Origin of the sequence: Hymenobacter cellulosilyticus (assembly GCF_022919215.1) — a bacterium.
In the GTDB taxonomy this organism is placed as follows: domain Bacteria; phylum Bacteroidota; class Bacteroidia; order Cytophagales; family Hymenobacteraceae; genus Hymenobacter; species Hymenobacter cellulosilyticus.
The window spans coordinates 2,428,268-2,447,112 of record NZ_CP095046.1; the positions used below are offsets into that span (position 1 = coordinate 2,428,268).

The 18,845-nt window shown below is 58.8% G+C and carries 24 protein-coding genes; 3 read left to right on the forward strand and 21 right to left on the reverse strand.

All coding sequences use genetic code 11. The features are described 5' to 3' along the window. Positions 1–73: 73 nt before the first annotated feature. The 21 genes from MUN79_RS11810 to MUN79_RS11905 form a co-directional block, all read right to left on the reverse strand. Positions 74–421: a hypothetical protein gene (locus MUN79_RS11810; RefSeq protein ID WP_244677836.1), complete on the reverse strand. Its 348-nt coding sequence runs from the start codon at positions 419–421 to the stop codon at positions 74–76. Positions 422–432: 11 nt separating this feature from the next. Next, positions 433–996, reverse strand: coding sequence for a hypothetical protein (locus MUN79_RS11815; RefSeq protein ID WP_244677837.1), 564 nt, complete (start codon positions 994–996; stop codon positions 433–435). Positions 997–1,125: 129 nt separating this feature from the next. Then, positions 1,126–1,389: a barstar family protein gene (locus MUN79_RS11820; RefSeq protein ID WP_244677838.1), complete on the reverse strand. Its 264-nt coding sequence runs from the start codon at positions 1,387–1,389 to the stop codon at positions 1,126–1,128. 121 nt (positions 1,390–1,510) lie between these two features. Beyond that, a complete protein-coding gene (locus MUN79_RS11825) occupies positions 1,511–2,578 on the reverse strand; it encodes an SDR family oxidoreductase (protein ID WP_244677839.1) in 1,068 nt (355 codons plus the stop codon). 215 nt (positions 2,579–2,793) lie between these two features. After that, entirely contained in the window at positions 2,794–3,237 is a 444-nt protein-coding gene (locus MUN79_RS11830) for a hypothetical protein (RefSeq protein ID WP_244677840.1), read from the reverse strand. 37 nt (positions 3,238–3,274) lie between these two features. Continuing rightward, positions 3,275–3,766: a hypothetical protein gene (locus MUN79_RS11835; RefSeq protein WP_244677841.1), complete on the reverse strand. Its 492-nt coding sequence runs from the start codon at positions 3,764–3,766 to the stop codon at positions 3,275–3,277. Between the two features lie 78 nt (positions 3,767–3,844). Further along, positions 3,845–4,411 carry a hypothetical protein gene (locus MUN79_RS11840; protein WP_244677842.1) on the reverse strand — a complete coding sequence of 189 codons (567 nt, stop codon included), beginning with the start codon at positions 4,409–4,411 and terminating at the stop codon, positions 3,845–3,847. Between the two features lie 103 nt (positions 4,412–4,514). Further along, on the reverse strand, positions 4,515–5,348 hold the full coding sequence (locus MUN79_RS11845; RefSeq protein ID WP_244677843.1) for a hypothetical protein: 834 nt from the start codon (positions 5,346–5,348) through the stop codon (positions 4,515–4,517). An 86-nt stretch (positions 5,349–5,434) separates the two neighbouring features. Beyond that, complete coding sequence (locus MUN79_RS11850) at positions 5,435–5,911, reverse strand: hypothetical protein (RefSeq protein WP_244677844.1); 477 nt, start codon at positions 5,909–5,911, stop codon at positions 5,435–5,437. 56 nt (positions 5,912–5,967) lie between these two features. Beyond that, on the reverse strand, positions 5,968–6,303 hold the full coding sequence (locus tag MUN79_RS11855; protein WP_244677845.1) for a hypothetical protein: 336 nt from the start codon (positions 6,301–6,303) through the stop codon (positions 5,968–5,970). Positions 6,304–6,875: 572 nt separating this feature from the next. Next, complete coding sequence (locus tag MUN79_RS11860; protein ID WP_244677846.1) at positions 6,876–7,580, reverse strand: hypothetical protein; 705 nt, start codon at positions 7,578–7,580, stop codon at positions 6,876–6,878. A 108-nt stretch (positions 7,581–7,688) separates the two neighbouring features. Beyond that, positions 7,689–8,114 carry a type II toxin-antitoxin system VapC family toxin gene (locus tag MUN79_RS11865; protein ID WP_244677847.1) on the reverse strand — a complete coding sequence of 142 codons (426 nt, stop codon included), beginning with the start codon at positions 8,112–8,114 and terminating at the stop codon, positions 7,689–7,691. Then, complete coding sequence (locus MUN79_RS11870; protein WP_244677848.1) at positions 8,111–8,356, reverse strand: DUF6364 family protein; 246 nt, start codon at positions 8,354–8,356, stop codon at positions 8,111–8,113. Before MUN79_RS11870 ends, MUN79_RS11865 begins: the two co-directional genes overlap by 4 nt. Positions 8,357–8,499: 143 nt before the next feature. Then, positions 8,500–9,078: a hypothetical protein gene (locus tag MUN79_RS11875; protein WP_244677849.1), complete on the reverse strand. Its 579-nt coding sequence runs from the start codon at positions 9,076–9,078 to the stop codon at positions 8,500–8,502. A gap of 57 nt (positions 9,079–9,135) precedes the next feature. Then, positions 9,136–10,947, reverse strand: a complete 1,812-nt coding sequence (locus MUN79_RS11880; protein ID WP_244677850.1) for an ABC transporter ATP-binding protein — start codon at positions 10,945–10,947, stop codon at positions 9,136–9,138. A gap of 103 nt (positions 10,948–11,050) precedes the next feature. Next, a complete protein-coding gene (locus MUN79_RS11885; protein ID WP_244677851.1) occupies positions 11,051–11,740 on the reverse strand; it encodes a hypothetical protein in 690 nt (229 codons plus the stop codon). 29 nt (positions 11,741–11,769) lie between these two features. Continuing rightward, entirely contained in the window at positions 11,770–12,060 is a 291-nt protein-coding gene (locus MUN79_RS11890) for a putative quinol monooxygenase (protein WP_244677852.1), read from the reverse strand. Between the two features lie 68 nt (positions 12,061–12,128). After that, positions 12,129–12,692, reverse strand: coding sequence for a hypothetical protein (locus MUN79_RS11895; RefSeq protein WP_244677853.1), 564 nt, complete (start codon positions 12,690–12,692; stop codon positions 12,129–12,131). Positions 12,693–12,848: 156 nt separating this feature from the next. Continuing rightward, entirely contained in the window at positions 12,849–13,055 is a 207-nt protein-coding gene (locus tag MUN79_RS31825; RefSeq protein WP_511177086.1) for a DUF4279 domain-containing protein, read from the reverse strand. Next, positions 13,052–13,492 carry a hypothetical protein gene (locus tag MUN79_RS11900; protein WP_244677854.1) on the reverse strand — a complete coding sequence of 147 codons (441 nt, stop codon included), beginning with the start codon at positions 13,490–13,492 and terminating at the stop codon, positions 13,052–13,054. Before MUN79_RS11900 ends, MUN79_RS31825 begins: the two co-directional genes overlap by 4 nt. A gap of 100 nt (positions 13,493–13,592) precedes the next feature. Beyond that, a complete protein-coding gene (locus tag MUN79_RS11905) occupies positions 13,593–14,141 on the reverse strand; it encodes a hypothetical protein (protein WP_244677855.1) in 549 nt (182 codons plus the stop codon). Positions 14,142–14,278: 137 nt separating this feature from the next. Here MUN79_RS11905 and MUN79_RS11910 point away from each other — a divergent pair, with 137 nt between their 5' ends. The 3 genes from MUN79_RS11910 to MUN79_RS11920 all read left to right on the forward strand — a co-directional run bounded on the left by MUN79_RS11910 (position 14,279) and on the right by MUN79_RS11920 (position 18,737). Next, positions 14,279–16,513, forward strand: coding sequence for a xanthine dehydrogenase family protein molybdopterin-binding subunit (locus MUN79_RS11910; protein WP_244677856.1), 2,235 nt, complete (start codon positions 14,279–14,281; stop codon positions 16,511–16,513). A gap of 126 nt (positions 16,514–16,639) precedes the next feature. Continuing rightward, entirely contained in the window at positions 16,640–17,053 is a 414-nt protein-coding gene (locus tag MUN79_RS11915) for a response regulator (protein WP_244677857.1), read from the forward strand. A 130-nt stretch (positions 17,054–17,183) separates the two neighbouring features. Beyond that, positions 17,184–18,737, forward strand: coding sequence for a M28 family metallopeptidase (locus tag MUN79_RS11920; protein WP_244677858.1), 1,554 nt, complete (start codon positions 17,184–17,186; stop codon positions 18,735–18,737). Positions 18,738–18,845 lie beyond the last annotated feature (108 nt).

An 18,845-nucleotide genomic window follows, 5' to 3' on the forward strand; every position in this document is an offset into this window, starting at 1 on the left:
GCGTGCCCGCCCAAACACCCATGAAATACCCGTAATAAACCTTAAAGCCTCGCCAGGTAGCTGCCCCCGACCTTTACTCCGCGGCCACAAACTGGCGCAGCCGCTGCCGGGTAATAGTCTGATTGTCCCAGTAAAAGGAATCGGCCAGCTCCCGGCGGCTCAGCGTGGCATCCGACTGCTGGCTAAGCCACTGCACGAATTCGGTGCGGGTAGGAAAGTGCAAGGCAAAGGCCGGCCGCTCGTCCTGGGTGTTGAGGCCCTGCAGTTGCCCGTCCCATATCTCGGCGTACACATACGTGCCGCCGACGCAGGCCAGGCCCAGCCCGCAGTAGTCGCGGTGGTACGGTACCAGGCTCCGGCCCGCGCTTAAGGCATCGGCTACCTGTTCAGCCAGCAGGGTGCCGTAGGAGCGCGGGGCCATGAAGCCAGAGGTTAGTATTCCCGGATGTCGTCAATCTTGTAGCCCTGCGGGGTCCGGATAACCTTGATATCACCCTTCGAGTCATTCTTGTAGGTGAGGTCCCGGGTAGTTACGGCGAAGAGGAAGCCCTGGTCCTTGGTGCGCTCCTTGAGCTGGCAGTGCGTCACCTTGATTTTGCCAAAATCCTGGCCCGGCACCATCAGGAAGCCGCCAGTGCCCACGTAGCGGGTATCGTAGCGGCCGGCCCACTTGCGCTGAAAAGCTTTTTCCTCCTCGTCGGTTTCCGCGAATTCCAGCTGCAGAGCATCCGTCTTGTATTCCCGATACTGGCGGGTGTAAATGCTGCGGGGATTATCGTCGTCGATGTTTTCCTCAAACCGATTTTCCGTGTTGAAGTTCTCCTCGATGCTGGTCTTAAGCCACTGCCGGGCCTGTTCCGCATCGTCAGCAGGGGCCGGGGCTGCCGGCGGAGCACCTACGGCCGGGGCGTTGGTGCTCTGAGCCGGTTCAGTGGGTTGGCTGTGACAGGCCGTTAGCAGAACAAGAGCAGGCCATATAACAAGAACGTTTTTCATCGGGAAGGCAACTGGAAAGAAGATGCAAGGCGGCCCAAAGCCGCCGAAAGGACCGGCGAAGCTAGCATATATCCAGTATATAGTTTCCGGTATGTATAACAGGTACCCACTTCTGTACTTGCCTCCTGTTTAGGCCAGCCGAATCTGTTTCGGCGCCATTTCCTCGGCGTAATCCTGAATTACCCGCCGCAGAATCTCCATATCCCGGGGGCAGTGCTCGGCAAATTCCTGCCAGTTTTCCAGAACAAGCTCCTCGGGCATCTCCACAATGGCTATGGCCGAGTCCCAGAAAGCATCCCAGCTCGGACCGTACCATTCGGGAAAGCCCAGGGCCTCCTTGAAAAGCTGGTGCAGGGCTGCTTTGGTGTGAATTCCGGTCAAATCGAGGGTCATAACAGAACGTGGGGTGAAATCTTGGGTACGCAGCTAGGCAAGGAAAAGCCGCTACAGTTCCCAGCAGAAGGGGAGCGTGTAGCGGCTTTTCTTGGGTGGCACGCGGGCAAGAAAAGAACGATTAGGGAATCAGCCGGTCCTGGCTCAGCTGCGCAAAAAGGTCGAAGAAGGAGTCCTCAGTCGACTGGTATTCCAGAAAGCCCAGCTTGCGGCTCTTGGCCATATCGGTCATTACTTCGATGGGGCGGCCCAGGTCCAGGTCGGTGTGCCAGGCCGAGGCCAGGCGGTCCAGGTTAGGCTCGGCCAGGCCGTGGCGCTCGGCTATGCTGCGCCACAGGTCCGCGTCATTCGCCAGCTCGGCCTCCAGGGGGCGCACTGTACCATCAAAGCCAGCAGCTTCGACGCCAAACCAGTCGGCCAGACGGCCCCAGAGCCAGCTCCAACGAAACACGTCCCCATTCACGATGTTAAAGGCCTCGTTGCGGGCGGCCTCGGTGGTAGCGGCCCAGCGCAGCTGTTTGGCAATGATGCGGGCATCGGTCACGTCGGAAAGGCCGTTCCACTGGGCCTCCGAGCCCGGAAACTGAAACTTGCGGCCGGTTTCCTTGCAGATGGTGGCGTACGCGGCCAGCGTCACGCCCATGTTCATCTGGTTGCCCACGGCCTTGCCAATGATGGTGTGGGGCCGGTGAATGCTCCAGCCGAATCCGTCGCGGGCGGCAGCGGCGTATACCTCGTCTTCCTGGGCGTAGTAGAAGTTGTCGAGGGGCAGGCGGGGGTGTTCTTCGCGCACGGGCGTCAGGGGCAGGGTGCCGCTTTTGGCATAGGCATCAAACGGCCCGAGATAGTGCTTGAGACCCGTCACCAGGGCCACGTGCTGCACGCTGCTTTTGGGCGAAAGCGCGTCGAGCAGGTTGCGCACCATGCCCCCGTTTACGCGGATATTCTCGGTTTCCGTGTCCTGCCGCAGCCAGCTGGTAATAAACACGTGGGTGGGCTGCACCTCGGCCAGGGCGGTTTGCAGGCCGGCCGGGTCGAGCAAATCGGCGGCTATGGGGCGCACCCCGGACTCGGCGCCGCCCGGGTTGCGGGCCAGGCCGTACGTGGTCCAGCCGTGGGCCAGCAGCTCCTGGCAGAGGTTGCTGCCAATAATGCCACTGGCACCGACAACTAAGGCTATGTTACTCATGGTGTTTCTTCAATTGGAGGTTCAGGCCGCCCTGCTCATGTGCACGGTGCCCGGCTAGGTTCTACCACCCAAACGAAGAAAGGTTTGTTCCGAAAGGCTTACGCTACGGCCCTCAGCTACTTAGGCGCGCAAGCAGTCAGCTTCGGGTTTCGCGGTTGGTCTGGCGCTCCACCAGTTTCAGAAACTCAGTGGTAGTTGCTACCCGGGCGCCGGTGTTACTTGGCACCCAGATCAGCTGGGCGGCTTTGGAGCAGCAAAGAGGCATTTACGACCGGATTTTGCCTTTTTACGATGATGGGCTCCTCGTTGCTCAGAACGGAGATGCAGTCATCAACTCCGGTAATCAGAAACTCCCGGAACCCCAGGGCTTTGGAGCTAAACCCGCCCTGCGCATCCTCCCTATCCAGCCAACCCCCACCTAGAATCTCGAAAAGCCAGTTGTCAACCAGCAGGCGGCTTTCCCAGTAAGTAACCATATCCCCCTCATCCAGGCACTTAAATCCGCGGGGCTGCTCGAAGATGATATCGTAGTCAATGTCCTTGCCGCCGTTGCTGTGGTAGTAAATAACCAGCTGGTGCGGGCGAATGCGGTAGTCGAGCCCCGCCACGACGGGTCTTTTGAACTGCTCTATCGGCGTGGTAAGAACGCGTGCTTCCATGGATGGGCTTCTGGGTTATTGAGCTGCTGGTGCAAACTTACGGCCGCAGCTCTTGGACGCCCATATTGCCATCCATACCCAGCCGTTTCATCGTCACGGAGCCGTTGGTAAACTGGAGCAGCACCACCGCTGCCACTTTTTTGGCGGGTTTGTCCCAACGGAGCTGGCTGTCGATGCTTTCCTTGAGCCGGAGCTTCTTGGTTTTAACGTTGGTCTTGTTCTCCACGCTGAGCAGGCAGGAGTTGCCGCCCGTGTCGACGAGGATCTGCAGCAACAAGGCCCCCCGTATACTCTTTACCTCGGCCTCGCTCAGGGCCGAAGTAACCAGCGCCAGCAAGGCCTGGGTATCGGTTTTGGCCGTTACGGTATCCTTTTCTAACGTAAAATGGTCGGTAATGCAGCCCTTAAACTTCTCGGGAAACAAGTGCTGGCCGTAGCCATTGGTAGCTAGCAAGAGCGCGAACAAGAGGAAGGCGAATCGGGCGGCCAGAGGCTTCTTTGCGGAAGAACGGCGGAATAAGTGGGGCATACGAGAGGGGATAGTGGGCGGCAGGGATTGAGCCGACCGGAAAGATAGGGATGGGGCTACGGTATTGGAAACTACTTTTCAGGGGCGCAGCGCGGGCTCGGTAATGGCCGCGGGGTCGTGCAGGGTTTGCAGGATTTGCTGGAGCGCCTGCTCTTGCAATTCGCCCCACTTCATTCTGGCTAGGCGCGGGGTGGAATACGTCTGGCTGTCGTAGCTGAGCTCGGTGACGCCGATACAGGCCCCCGCTGCCGAGTGAAAGGTAATAACCCGGTCAAAGTACGGCGTGCCGATTTCACCCCACTGGTAGGAAGCCGAGTCGTTGAGCACCCGCAGCAGCTGCTGCAGCTGGGCTGGGCCAAGCCGTTGCGGCGCCGTGAAGCGGCGGTCGACATGAACGAGGGCATATGCGGGCGGCGTAGGGGGAAACCGCTTGTGCTGGCGGTCTTCCTGCCGAACGGCGGCCTGGTAATGCTCAGGGTCAGCACCGGTTTGCGCTAAACGTTGGGCTTCGAGCTGCTGTAGGTAAGGCGCCGCACTGTCGTGCGCGCAGGTTTCGCAGGGCAGGCCGCGCAGGTAGAAGTAGCCCGCCACGGGCAGGGCCAACAGCCCGGCCCCGGCCAGCAGCGCCCATAATCCAGCTTTCATAAGTGAGTGTAAAATACCCGGCTAAGGTCCCGGTTTTCGGGCGAACCTGATACCCGGCCCGGTAGAAAAATGGTAGCCGCGTAGGGCTATCATTACCCACGCCTTACCGCCACAGCACCGGGTTGCCGGTTTCCAGCGAAGCAGCCAGAATCCGCTTCAGGGCCGTCAGGATATAGGCATGCTGGGTACCTACGAGCACGGGCTGGATGTCCACGGTAAATGTATGCTCCAGGCCGCTGACTTGGCCCTCGGCCAGCCGCAGCCCCACCGGCCCCGGGTAGGAGTGGTCGGTAGCCAGGTCGGTGAAGAGGAAGCTGTCGGGGCCCTGGCGGGTTTGCCGGAAGTGCGTGGACCGGAACACGACCTGGCTGCGCGGGGCAAAGAAACTCCGCTTTTTATCCAGAAATAGGAAGAAGCCACCCGCGTCCAGGGCGTAGTTGGGGCTGTGGCTGGAAAAGTGCAGCACGCACCGCTCATCAGCGGCTACGGAGGTCACGAGCTGCCCGGAAGCGCCTTCCGTGAGCCGGACGATGCTTTCCGGGGTAGGCTCCTGTTCGAGCAGCTGAATTTCCTGCAGAACCGTGGCGGCGAGTTCGGCCGGAAAGGTGCCCCCACTGCCCCGGGGTAGATGCGCCTCGAGCACCGGAAACCGCTGAGCGGCATCGAGCCGGGCCAGCGTCGAGCGGAAAGTGCCCATTCCCGACATAGTCTGCAGGTACTCATAGACGTAAGTCATATCGGGGTGGGGGCAGGCCCGCCGGTCCCGCCACTCGTCAAATTCATCTTCCCACGCTTGGCGAGTCCGCGCATCCAGGCTCAGGCCATCCAAGTCCAGGTAGAGCCCATCGGGGGCCGCGTGCACGTACGCTTTGTGCGGCGGCTCCGTCGTTTTGCCATCCCGGTAACACGTGCATTGCACCACGGCTGCGTAGCCCATCGGTTTCTGGTTGGTTTCTGCGGGCACTAAAGTAACCGCTGCGGCCGTAAGGTAGCGGCTCGCGTGGGGGCTGGGCCTTTTCGAGCTTAAAAGCAGTGCTTGCGGGCCCCGGCTACTTGCGCCGCACTCAGGTAATGCCGGAGGGAGTCTTGGTCGAGGGGGCCAATCAGGCCGTCGTCAACTTCCTGCGGCGTGGCTTTATCAAGGGGAAATAGATAATAGGCCAAGCTGACTTTGGTGTTGATGGTTATGTCGTTTTTCAGAAGAACGTAGGCTGTGGTTGTATATACGCACCGGGTATTCACACCTTTAATCGGGATATAGTCCCCTTCACCCACTCGGTAGCATAAGGAATACTCATCCTGACTTGGATATTCTACAATTACTAGATGGTTGGGCAACTCGGCTTTTTCATACAGGTTGCCACAGGCGGTAATAGCTAAAAACAGGAGCGTGCTTACGCCAAAAGATAACCCTGCTTGCATATTGGGAATGGGAAATAATGAAGCTGAAAGATAGATTGGATAATGAGGAGTATATCCGAAATAACGGTGCAGGTGCACAACTGTAAGCGTTATTCTGCGCCTCCGAGCGGCGGTTTCGGCCACCGGCCCTGGTACTAGGCTTCCAAATGCTGCTCGTGCAAGGCCGTAGCGTGGGTGGCGGGCACCGTGGCGTAGGTATCGTACAGGCTAGGCGGAAGCAAGGCGTACTCGAACTCCCACAGCTTAGTGCGGTCGGGCTGCCGGGCTGCGTCAAAATCTCCGAGCTGCACCTCGTCCACGAAGTATACGGCTGCCTGCGGAAACTCCCGCCGCAGCTCATGCGCTACGTATTCGACGAGCCGCTGAGCTTGGTCGTGGTAGAAATAGCCCGGTCCGAGCAGCCGGTGGGTATCGGTATACAAGTCACAGGTCAGCCAGTTACCGACTACGTTCCCCATTTCAGGTGCCATCCCGTCTAGTGTTAAGTAGAGGGGAATTGTAAAGCCGGGTGGAACAAATTCCGATACGTGCTCGGCTGAGAATACCCAGCCAATATCGTTGACAGTCCACGTAAAGGCATCGAACATATGGTACACCTCATCCATCGGGGCACCTATCCGTTGGAGCACCCGTCCAAATCGGTCCAGTGCCGGCTTAAAGTCAGTGCCCTCCAGCGGCTCAGAGAGCCGTATGCTATTTATCTCACCCATAGAAAGCAGCAGTAGAGAGGTTAGTGCGGTAGATAGCCAGCAAGATAAACCCGAACCCCCGTGTTGCCTCGGCCAGAGCCGTTTCCCAAATTACAAAAGCTTATGTCGCCTTGACGAGGCGGCCCACTACAACTGCAAAAATGTCTCTGGCCAAGACAACACGGGCTTTTGCAACTGTAAATGTGCCTCTGGTCAAGACGACACAGGCTTCTGCAGTTGCAAAAGTGCCTCCAGTCAAGGCGACAAGCCCTACCACAAGTACAAAAGCCGCCCCTGCCAAGGCAAGGACGGCTTTTGCTGGTTCAAGGTCGGGCTCCGGCGTAAGCAGCAGCCTACTCAGTTGGAGCCTCGGCGGCTTGGCGGGCTTTCTTGGCTGCTTTTCGGCCGGCGTTGTAGGTTTTCCCGAAATCAAAGAAGCGGTACACCTCCTTGGGGTCCTCGAAGCGCAGCTCCAGTTGGGCTTTGAGGCGGCGCAGGGCCTGGGCCAGCTTCAGCCAGTCGGCCGAGAGGGCCACGCGGGCCTGGGACTTGGCCGCGTCGGCGATGCCGCGGCTTTCCTGGGCATTTACCAGCTGCTGGTAGGCGGCCCGGGCGGCGGCCGGCAGGCCGGGCTGGCCCAGGTCGCTGGCGTGGGCGGTATAGAGGTCGAGCAGCAACTTGGAATCCTGGAGCAAGTCGGCCTGCTCCAGGACCGCGAGCTTGCTCTTGCTGTACTTGCGGAAGTTGGCGTAGGCAGGCAGCTTGCGCAGCCGGGGCGTCACGTGGTCCTTCATGGCATCATCCACGAACTCCAGCCACTGTGTGCGAGCCGCCCGAAAGCCCTCCGTGTCGCCGGCCGTGGATTCATCGGCGCCGGTCAGGTTCTCGTCGAAGCCGTCGAGGGCGGCTTGCAGGGCCGTGAGGTGGGCGCTGAACTCGGCGCCGAGGTCAGCCTGCTTCACGGCCAAATGGGTAGCCGTGCCCAGGGCTTTAAAGTTGGTGCGCGACATGGGCAGGGTCGCGAAAAAGTTGTCGAAATAACTCTGGTAAGCGGACATAAAAAGAAGGTAGATAAGAAAATAAAATAGCCCGGACCGTCGAGTACGGACCGGGTGTAAGGTATTGAGGAACTGGGGTTAGGCAAGCGGGCAGGGCGGGTTTATTTTTTAGCTGTCTGCTATGGCCTGCGCCACAGCCTCGGCGGGCGTCAGGATAGGTAAGGCGCTAGCGCGGAAGCCTTTCGGGTCGCGGGTAACGATGGCTGTAATAGAGGGCACGGCCGTAGCGGCGAAATACTGCAAGGCGTCCTCGAAATCCGGAAAGCCAGCGGCTAGGGCCTGCTGCACGGTGGAAGCGTCTACTGACAATACTTGCACAATGGGGAGCAGATCGGTCAGCAGCTGGCGGGTAACTTCAGCTCCGTGGGTGCGACGGAGTAGATAAAACATATGGCTGAATGATAAGCTAGCCACATATAGCTGCACCCGTCGGGCATAGGCCAGCCGAAACAATACTTCTGCTTCCTGCACAAATGGCTGCCGGTTGGCCAGAAAGTCTACGACAACGTTAGTATCCAGAAACCACTGTTTCATTGCCCGAACCGTTTCTGAAGTTCCTCCGCCAGAATGGTTTTATAGTCTGCATCGGGCGGGAGTTGCACTGCTCCCTTTAAGCGGGCTAGGGCCGGCGGCAGTTCGGGCAGGGCCGCAGGATCCGGTTTCAGCTGTTGCAGGTAGGCGGCAAAGATATCTTCCAGGCTGCGGCCAGTTTCCCGGGCGTAAGCCTGGGCTCGCTGTGCTACTTCATCGGGGAGATTAAGCGTGAGTCGGATCATGGCAGTAACGGTTAGCTACGGAAGATACGCAGAACGGCGGGGAGAAGTGCCCGGGGGCGTTGTGGCTCGGCTACTCTGAGTGACTGCAGGGGAGGTATGGCTCAATTCGCAGTACAGCTGCTTAAGTGTAGGCGTGCCTTATGCTATAACTTTTTGGGAGCGTTTATAATCACTGATTTATCTAACCCTTGGAATGCAGTGACTATCTCACCTGAATCTTTGTTTCGATATTGCTTCCTATTAGAAGGATATGAATTTGAAGCTTGGACTAAGTTGATTAAATCCTCTCTCTTTAGTGTGTGCATATTGCCCAATGCGTCGAGGACTCCAAATTCTTTAACTGGAATGCCATCTATCCACTCTTTCTGTATTGTAGTAACTACCGAAGTTAGTGGGGCTAATACTGCGGGTAGTTCTTGAGGTATGATCTGAATGGAACTACCACTGTTTTCCTCAACCACTATAGCAGTGATTTGAATCGGTCTTCGTCCAGTGTTTACAATAGAAACACTCAATAAAACTTCCTGTGCCCCTCTGCCCTCTACTTGTATTAGAGTGCCTTTGGATTTGCCTTCTGTATTACTCGGAGCAAAGATCAAGTTAGCTTTGATCTTGATGCTTATTCTTTCACGTAAGAACTCTACAACTTTAATAGCAGCAAGTATAGTGGCAATTGAAGCTCCCCATATGCTGATTAAGAATTTCAGGTGCTCTTCAGTCATTAAGTGTGAAGTTTAAAGTGGAGATACCAAGCTAGCTAAGCATAATAAGTGAATATACTACGCGGCCGTATCCCCGACCTCATCCTCATCATCGACCATCACCCGGGCCAGCTTCTCGATATTCAAACTCCGGGCCGAGGCGTCGAAAATCTCGCGGTATGTGCCGCGCTTGTCGTAGAGCTGTTCGTGGGTGCCGCTTTCCACCATGCGACCCTGCTTCATGACGTAGATGCAGTCGGAGTCCACGATTTGGGCCAGGCTGTGGGAGATGATGACCACCGTGCGGCCCTGCTTGATGGCGTCCAGCGAGTTCTTGATTTGCTCGGTGGCAATGGCGTCGAGGGAGGCGGTGGGCTCGTCGAGGAAGATGATGGGCGGGTTTTTCAGGAACAGCCGGGCAATGGCAATGCGCTGCTGCTGGCCCCCGCTGAGTTGCTGGGCGTCGCTCTGGTAGCCCTTGGGCAGCTCCAGAATCTGCTCGTGGAGGTAGGCCTGCTTGGCGGCGGCCTGGATTTGCTCCAGGGTGGCGTCCATCACCCCGTAGCGGATGTTTTCCTCGATGGTGCCCTTGAAGATGTGATTTTTCTGGAGCACCAGCCCGATGCGCTGCCGCAGGGCGTGGGTGTCGTAGTCGGCCAGGGGCTTGCCGTCGAGCAGCATTTTGCCGTGGTCGGGTTCGTAGAACTTGCAGAGCAGGTTGATGATGGTGCTTTTACCGGCCCCGCTAAGGCCCACCAGGGCAGTGGTTTTGCCTTCTTCGATGGTCAGGCACACGTCGTGCAGGGCCTGGGTGCCGCTGGGGTAGGTGAAATCCACGTTGCAGATGTCGAAAGTGCCGCGAACCTCGTGGGGCTGGATGGGGCCGGTTTTCTCGCGGGCATCGTCGGCGTCGAGGATGTCGAAGAAGCCTTCGGAGTAGGTCAGGGCCTCGTTCATCTCGTCGTAGATGCGGTGCAGCTGCCGGATGGGGGCCGACACGTTGTTGAAGAGCAGGATGTGGAACATAATGGCCCCGATGCTGATCTGCCGGTCGAGCACGAGGTAAGCCGTCAGGATGATGATGAGCACCACACCCACCTGCTCGACAAAGGTTTTGAGGCCGTCGTAGAGGAAGTTGGTTTTGCGCGTGGCCAGCTGGGCTTCCTGCAAATTCTGCTGTACCTGAGCCTGTTTCTGCTCCTCGTAGTCTTCGCGCACGAAGCTCTTGATGACTACGGCCGAGTCAATTAGATTCACCAGGCCCTGGCTTTTGGCTTCCCGCAGCCCGCGCAAGGCCCGGCGCGTGCCATTGAGCTTGTCGGCCTGCCGGTAGCTGATCCAGAAGTAGACGGGCAGAATGCAGATGGCCACCAGGCCTACGTACACGTTGGCCATAAACATGATTACCAGGGCCACAATGGAGTTGGCAAACAGGGGCAGGATGTCGATAAAGAAGTTCTGCACCAGCTTCATCAGGCTTTCCACGCCCCGGTCAATGCGGGTCTGGAGCTTGCCGGCCTGGTTGCCACTGTCGGAGTAAAAGCCCAGCTCGTAGCTCAGCAGCTTGTGAATGGCATCCTGGGACAGGGTGCTCGACACGTTGATGCGGATTTTCTCCCCGTAGAACTTCTGCCCGAACTGGATAAAGGTGTTGATGACTTCCTTGCCCAGCAGCAGCCCGCTCACCCACAGCAGCAGGTTCAGGCCCTGGGCCAGGCCGAGGTTACGGTTGAGCAGCCCCTGCACCGTGTCCACGGTGTAGCGCAGCACAAACGGGTTGACCTGAGCCGCCAACGACCCTACCAGCGTCAGCAGCAGCGTGCTGATAACTAGGCGGCGGTAAGGCAGCACGTAGGTATACAGGCGGCGAATAATTTCCCAAAGACTCATGAGCGGCAGGGCGGACAGTGTGGTAGTGTCCGGTTAGACGCGGGAGCAGGCGGTGGGGTTATTGGAAGGACGTTGTGTTAGCTGCTTGTAAGCGGCACTGGTTCTAGTCTATACACCAGTCATCCTTTTTGGGGTCCCGAAAGGCTTCGTTCTTTTGTAGTTCTTGCACACTTCCATCTGCAAATACTTTAATAAGTGAATAGTAGTAGGGATGGGGGCCACAACCAAAGACTTTCTGGTCATATAGATGCACAATGAAATATTTTTCTAGGCTATCAGCTCTGGATATTATTTTTTCTCTCCTATAGAAAAAAGACTCCTCAAAAAAGGACGAGGTTGTGATAGGGAAGTACTCAAAATATATACTAGCATAACTGAGCGCCTCTGACTTACTAGTTATCGGTGCATAGGTTTGTTGTAGTTCCTCTCTCGTGTTTATTAATGAATACAAGGTGTCTTTCTTAACCAAGATTTTAGAGCATCCTGACATCATTCCTTTATTCGGCCACGATGATTCGATGCACTCTTCATGTGAACTGAATGCATCAGCTATAGGATATGATGGCATCAAACCACCCCAGTAGCTTGGCGCTGGTCCAAGGTGATTTAGCTTAAAACGTATCATAAGGGTTTGATAAGTAGCTGGGTTAATCTGAACAGGCGGTTTAAAGTGTAGTTCCTGGTCAGCAATATTGCAGCCCGTGAAGTATAGGCTTGCACCAATTAATACTGTCTTTATTTCTCTCATTGTAACTGTAAAAGTATCCTTGTATAAGCTGTAATATAATGCCATACAATGAGGCTCACAGTTATTATCACTGTTTACTCCACCACCGCGTAGTGGTTCATTTCCTGAATGCTCTGGTAAAACGGCTTCACCAATTGAAAGAACGCGCCGAAAGCCGGGCTTTTGCGGAAGCCATTGAGGTGTGAATCCACCGACGTCCACTCGATGCGCCAGATGAATAGCTCGGGGACTTCCTGGCAGTGGCTGAGCTGGTAGCTGAGGCAGTCGGGGGCCTGAGCCAGCAGCTCGTTGGCGCTATGAATAGCTTGCACAAAGGCGGGCTGCTGCTCGGCGGCAATACGGTAGCGGATGTATTCAATAGTCATGGGTGTATCTATAGTAGTGAAACCTCAAGGTAGCGCTCCGGCGGCAATTCGTAATTCCCAGTACAGGGTTAAGTTATCGGCGGGTGACTGCGCTTGTACTGGGCCAGCACACGCTTGAGGTAGGCGTGCAGGGCGAAGTTATGAGTGGCCGCGGGCAGGTGCACTTTGTAGCGGTTGCCGTGCGGGCCCAGGTTGAAGTCTACGGTAGCAGAAATATCGTCGGGGCCGGGCGCGGGGTGGTGGTCAGGAGCCAGATTGTGAGGCACAGGCTGAGCAAAGACGGCCGTGGTCAGGGCGTAGAGCGTGTCCATCTGCCCGCGGCGAAGCGTAATCCGGACGGTGTCGCGCGGGTCGGCCAGCTTGCGCCGGCGGCGGTGCGAATCGGTGGAGGCCACGTACCTGACTACGTGCAGGGTGTAGGGCTGAAGCTGGCCGGGTTGCCAGCCAACCTGCTGGGCGGCGTGCTCGGGGCGCAGGTTGGCCAGGATAAAGCGCTGCTGCAGGCTGCCCGCGGGTTGGAGAATCGTGACTTCGAGGTTGAAATCGTAGAACCGTAGGGACCCGATGGGCTGCGCAGGCTGGGCGCAGCTGCCAGCAAGAGCGGCTACGCTGCAGTAGAATAGTCGCTTCATAGTCTCGGAAAATACGGCCCTTCGGCAGCAATTACCAGAGACAGAGAGCAAAAGGCCGGTGCATAATTTGGTGTCGAGTTTCCGGTAAGCAGCCGGGATAAGAACCGGCTGGAGCCGGCTGCGGGCGGAAACAGAGCAATGGGCCTGCTTGCCTAGTTAATCTTCCCACTTTTCCCCCACAGCATACAGGTCAAAGTCGATAGACAGGCTTAGGTTGCTGAGACGCTTCAGGGTTGATGCGTCCAGATGATACCCGCCGAGCATGGAATTGCCATTATGAAAATAGGAGGCAACGCACAGGACGCATTCGGTCTGGGCGGCCAGAGTTGTGATGCCGGCAGCATCCTGCTCCAGAAAGCTCAGGAACTGGTCGAGCTGGTTGTTAAAAGTGTCGGGGCGGAAGGCAAGGTAAAGTCGAGCCCACTGGCCGGCTGCCGGGCCCCGCCCACCCGCCGCAGGTCGCCCTTATTCCACTGTGCGGTAGGCAAAAGGCGGGTCAGGGCGGCCAACTCAGCTGAGCTTAGGATAGAAGAGGTTGCCCGTAGAGAGAGGCTATGGAAGGCCTCCGTACCAACCCATCGTACTTCGTTGGCTTCCGGGGCAAAGTACAGCGCAAAGTAGAATCGTTGGTTTTCGACGGCTAGGTAGGCTACGTGGCCACCGTCCTCGGTGGTGGTAATGCGCCGAATCAGGGGCTGCCCGGCTTCGTAGCTGATGTGGTGAATAGCTAGAAACTGTTGGGTAACTCCGAAACGTGGGTCGGCTAGTTCCTGGGCTACTAACTCGGGAATGGTAGGCATACTAGAGTTGGTAATCGGCCGAAGTAATGTCTGCCGCGTGGCTTAACGCAGAAAGCTTCTGCCGCATATGTGACTCAATACTCGGGGAACAGGCTGCTGGCTACTCCTGCGGCACCTCGCGCACCAGCTGGTTGAGGCGGGGCTGCACAATCCAGACGCCAATGATGGAAAACCACAGCAGAAAAAACTCGGCGGCATAGTCACCGAAGTGTGCCTCGCGCTGCAGCTCCACCGACTTGAGCACTTTGGCCGCAAAGCGCAGACCGTAAAAGATGCCGGCCATGGAAAGCAGATGCAGCGGAATGATGATCCACATTATAGCCAGCACCAAAGCCCCACCAAGCCGATCCGGCATCAGGAATGACAAAGCAAAGTAGCCCAGAATAAACAGGATGTATACCACGGGCAGGGCCAATACGACTTTAAACCGCCGTAGGTTCAGCTTTACTCCGGCGGGTAGCAGTTTGAATAAGGTGGTAGCAATGGCCCAGTACCACCCTAGAACGCCGACCACGAAAAGCAGCATGACCAAGGGGAAGATGGAGAGGAATAGCCGGAAGTTGACGAAGGAGCTGATGTTTGCCACCAGGGACAAGCCCCAGGTAAGCAGGAACAATTGCCAGTGTTTTAGCTTGAGTAAAAAGGCCATATAGATTTCGGGATAAACAAATATCCGGCGAAGGTAAACCTTCCTTTATTCCGGCCTGGTGCCTAACGTGAATCCAGCCCGGCCGTAGATAAAAGCTCGGCCGTTGTGGCCCCTAGCTGCTTGCTCATCTCTGCTTTATGGAAAACCAATCCCCTGCTTTGCCCAGTGTCGGCCAGCCGCTGAGCCGCGTCGATGGGCGCCTGAAAGTAACCGGGCAGGCCCGTTACGCCGCCGAGCATGCCGTGCCGGGCGTGGTGCACGGCGTACTGCTGACCAGCGCCATTGCCCGGGGCCGCATCAAAAGCCTGGACACTACGGCGGCCGAAAAAGCGCCGGGCGTGCTGGCTATTCTCACGCACCGCAACTCCCCCGGGGTGCCGGCTTACCAGGATGCTCAGGCCAACAACAATCCGCGCCTGGCCGGGCGGGAAATCCGGGTGTTTCACGACGAGCAGATTCACTTCAGCAACCAGCCCGTGGCCCTGGCCATTGCCGACACCCTGGAGCGCGCCCAGCACGCGGCCACGCTGGTACTGGTGCAATACGAAGCCGCCCCGCCCGAAACCGACTTGGCGGCGCACGTGGGCCGGGCCATAAAGCCCCAGAAAGCCGACGACTTCCAGCGCGGGCAGCCCCGTGCCCACCAGCAGGCGCCAGTCCGCATCGAGCAGGAATACCGCACGCCGGTACAGGTGCACAACCCGCTGGAACCCCACGCCGCCATTGCCCGCTGGGACGCCGGCAAGCTGACGGTATACAACAAAACCCAGGCTCCGAAGCTGGCCCAGCAGGACTTGATGCGCATGTTTAAGCTGCCCGAAACCAGCGTACAGGTGCATTCGCCGTTCGTGGGCGGGGCCTTTGGTGGGGCGTCGCGCATCTGGCCCCAGGAAGTAGCCGCCATTCTGGGGGCCAAGCTGGTGGGGCGGCCGGTGAAAGTAGCCCTGCGGCGGGACCAAATGTTCAATATGGTGGGCTACCGGCCGTATTCCATCCAAAAAGTAGGACTGGGCGCCACGGCTACCGGGCAGCTGGTAGACATCACCCACGAGGCCTGGGGGCAGACGTCCCGGCACGAGGAATTTGCAGAGCGGATTCTGGACCCGACCAAGTCGGCCTACCGCTGCCCCAACCTGACGGCCACTTACCGCCTGGTGCCGCTGGACCTCAGCACCCCAGCCTGGACCCGCGGTCCGGGCGAGTCGAGCGGCTCGTTTGCCCTGGAGTCAGCGGTAGATGAGCTGGCCTATGCCCTGAAAATGGACCCGCTGGCGCTGCGGCTGCAGAACTTTGCCGAAACCGACCCCGCTACCGGCAAGCCCTGGAGCAGCAACCAACTGCGGCAGTGCTACGAGCGGGGCGCGGCCCGGTTTGGGTGGAATAAGCGGCCGGCGGCGCCCCGCAGCCTGCGGGACGGCGAGTGGCTGGTCGGGCAGGGCATGAGCATGGGAATCTACAAAGCTGAGCGGGCCAAAGCCGCGGCCCGGGTGCAGCTCTTTGCCGACGGCCGCCTGCTGGTGCAAGCCGCCACCGCCGACGCCGGCCCGGGCACCGGCACCATCATGACCCAGATTGCGGCCGACGCCAGCGGCGTACCGGCGGAGAATATCCGCTTCGAGCTGGGCGACTCCCTGCTGCCGCCGGCCCCGGGGCAGTTTGGCTCCCACACGGCCGCCTCGGTGGGTACGGCGGTACATGCGGCCTGCACGGCCCTGAAAGAGCAGCTGCTCACCCTGGCCCGCAGCGCGCCCGAGTGGCAGAACCGGCAGCTGCAGCCTCAGGAAGTGGTGGCCGACCGGAGCGCGGTGCGGCTGAAGCAAGATGCGCAGCAGCAGCTTTCGTACGTTGAGATTCTGCGTCAGCACAACCTGATGGGCCTCGACCTGACCCGGGAGGTGGCCCCGGGCCCCGAGCAGAAACAGTATGCGGGCAAGTCGTTTTGCGCCAACTTTGTGGAAGTGCGCGTGCATGAGCCTACCGGCACGGTGCGGATTAGCCGGGTAGTATCGGCGCTGGATGTGGGCCGGGTCCTCAACCCCCAGACGGCCCGCAGCCAGGTGCACGGCTCGGTGGTGTGGGGCATTGGCATGGCCTTATTAGAAGAAGCCCGCCTCGACCACCGCTACGGCCGCTATGTGAATCCGCAACTGGCTGAGTACCATGTACCCGTCAACGCCGACGTGCCGGCCATTGACGAAATTTTCATCGACGAGCCCGACCTCCACCTCGACCCGATGGGCGCCAAGGGCCTGGGCGAAATCGGCATGATCGGCTTCGCGGCGGCCGTGGCCAACGCCGTGTACCACGCCACCGGCCGCCGCATCCGGGAGCTGCCCATCACCCCCGACAAGCTGCTCGGCACGTTGGCCTAACCGGCTGGCGGCGCTAAGTGGGCGCTAATTTTCTTACTCTCGGCCCAACGTCAGCGGTGCCGTTACGTATGCTGCCAGATTAACCGGTTGCCAACCGCTACCGGCCGTGTCCCTAGTATCGTGCGCATGCAAAAGCTTTCCTGTATTCTATTGGTCGATGATGATCCTATTACCAACTTTCTCAACCAGCGTTTGCTCGACGAACTAAAGCTGACCGAGAAGCTGCTCGTGGCCCTGAACGGGAAAGAGGCCATTACCCTGATTGAGGAGCACTGCGTGGACCGCCAGGGCTGCCCGGCCCTGATTCTGCTGGACGTGAACATGCCCGTGATGAACGGGTTCGACTTTCTGGATGCCTACGCCCAGCTGCCCGTGGCGCAGCAGCACCCGAGCGTGGTTATCATGCTCACTACCTCCCTGCACCCGCGCGACGTGCAGCGGGTAGAGCAGCTCCAGATTGGCGGCTTTCTGAACAAGCCCCTGACCAAGGAAAAAGTAGATTCTATTCTGGCCCAGCATTTCGGCCAGCAAGCCGATTAGCGGGCAGTAGAAGGAGAGCGGTAAAAACCAACGGCAGGCAATATCTTGGGTAGGGCCGCCGGGCTGTTGCAACGTTTCGGGCGGCAAAGGTTTCTTTAGCAGTATATCAGCCCGCTTTTTCTGCTTCTCGATGAACAAACTTCTTCTTTTAACCCTGGCCGGCGGCTTGCTGCTGCGGCCTGGCTACGCCCAGCAAACCGAAAAGCTGGACGTGGCAATGTTGGAAAAAATCAAGGATGAGGGCCTGAACCGCTCCAAGGTGATGGAAACGGCCTTTTACCTGACCGACGTAACCGGGCCGCGCCTGGCCAACTCGGAAGGCCTGCAGCGGGCCAATGCCTGGACCAAGCAGCAACTCATTAGTTGGGGCCTGGTCAATGCCAACGTAGAGCCCTGGGGCACGTTTGGCCGCGGCTGGGACATTGACAAGTCGTACGTTGCCATGACGGCGCCCTACTACCACGCCATGATTGGCGCGCCCAAAGCCTGGACGCCTTCCACTACGGGCCCGGTCAAAAAGCAGGTGGTCGTGGTAAAAGCCGCCACCGAAGCCGACCTGGATGCCTACAAAGGCCGCCTGCGCGACAAAATCGTGCTGACGGAAGTAGCCACGCCGCCCAAAACTAGCTTTGAGCCCGATGCCCGCCGTTACACCGACGCCGAGCTGCAGAAGCTGACCGAAGCGCCGTCCGCAGCTCCCGCCTCGGCCGCCGATGCCGAGCGTCTGGCGGCCCGCCGGGCCCAGGCCACCCTGCGCGCCAAGATGGCCGACTTCTTTTTAAGCGAAGGAGCCGTGGCCGTGCTCAGCAGCCGTGGCGGCTCGGAAGGCACGTTCTTTACCAGCAACGGTGCGCCCTATGCCCCCGATGCCAAGCCCGTGCTGCCCGAAATGGAAATGGCTCCCGAGGACCAGCTGCGCCTGATTCGGCTGGCCGAAGCTGGTATTCCAGTGGAAATCGAGCTGGAAACCCGCACCCGCTTTCAAACCCAGGATTTGCAGGGCTACAACGTGGTGGCCGAAATTCCGGGCACCGACCGGAAGCTGAAAAGTGAGGTGGTCATGCTCGGCGGCCACCTCGACTCCTGGCACGCAGCCAGCGGAGCTACCGACAATGCCGCCGGTTGCGCCATCATGATGGAAGCTGTCCGCATTCTGAAGGCCGCCGGCGTGCAGCCCCGCCGCACCATCCGCATTGCGCTCTGGGGCGAGGAAGAGCAGGGCCTGCACGGCTCCCGCAACTACGTGAAAAACCACTTTGCCGACCTGGCCACCATGCAGCTGCTACCCGACCACGCCAAGCTGGCCGCCTACTTCAACCTGGACAATGGCGCGGGCAAAATTCGGGGCATCTACACCCAGGGCAACGAGGCCGTGATGCCCATTTTCAGCCAGTGGCTCAAACCCCTGGCCGAGATGGGGGCTACCACCGTCACCAAGCGCAACACCGGCGGCACCGACCACCTCTCCTTCGACGCGGTGGGGCTGCCGGGCTTCCAGTTTATCCAGGACCCGCTCGACTACGGCACCCGCACCCACCACACCAACATGGACACCTACGAGCGGCTTCCGCCCAACGACCTCAAGCAGGCAGCCGTGGTGGTGGCTACCTTCGTTTACAACGCGGCCATGCGGGACCAGAAGCTGCCCCGCAAGCCCTTGCCCACTGCCAGTAAAGCTCAGTAAGGCCCGCCACTTTCACCAGCCTGACCAACGCCCCGCCAGCTCGTCTGCCGGGGCGTTGCGCATTCTGACGGGGCCACTCTTTGCCGTTCGTCGCGTAGCTTAGGGGCC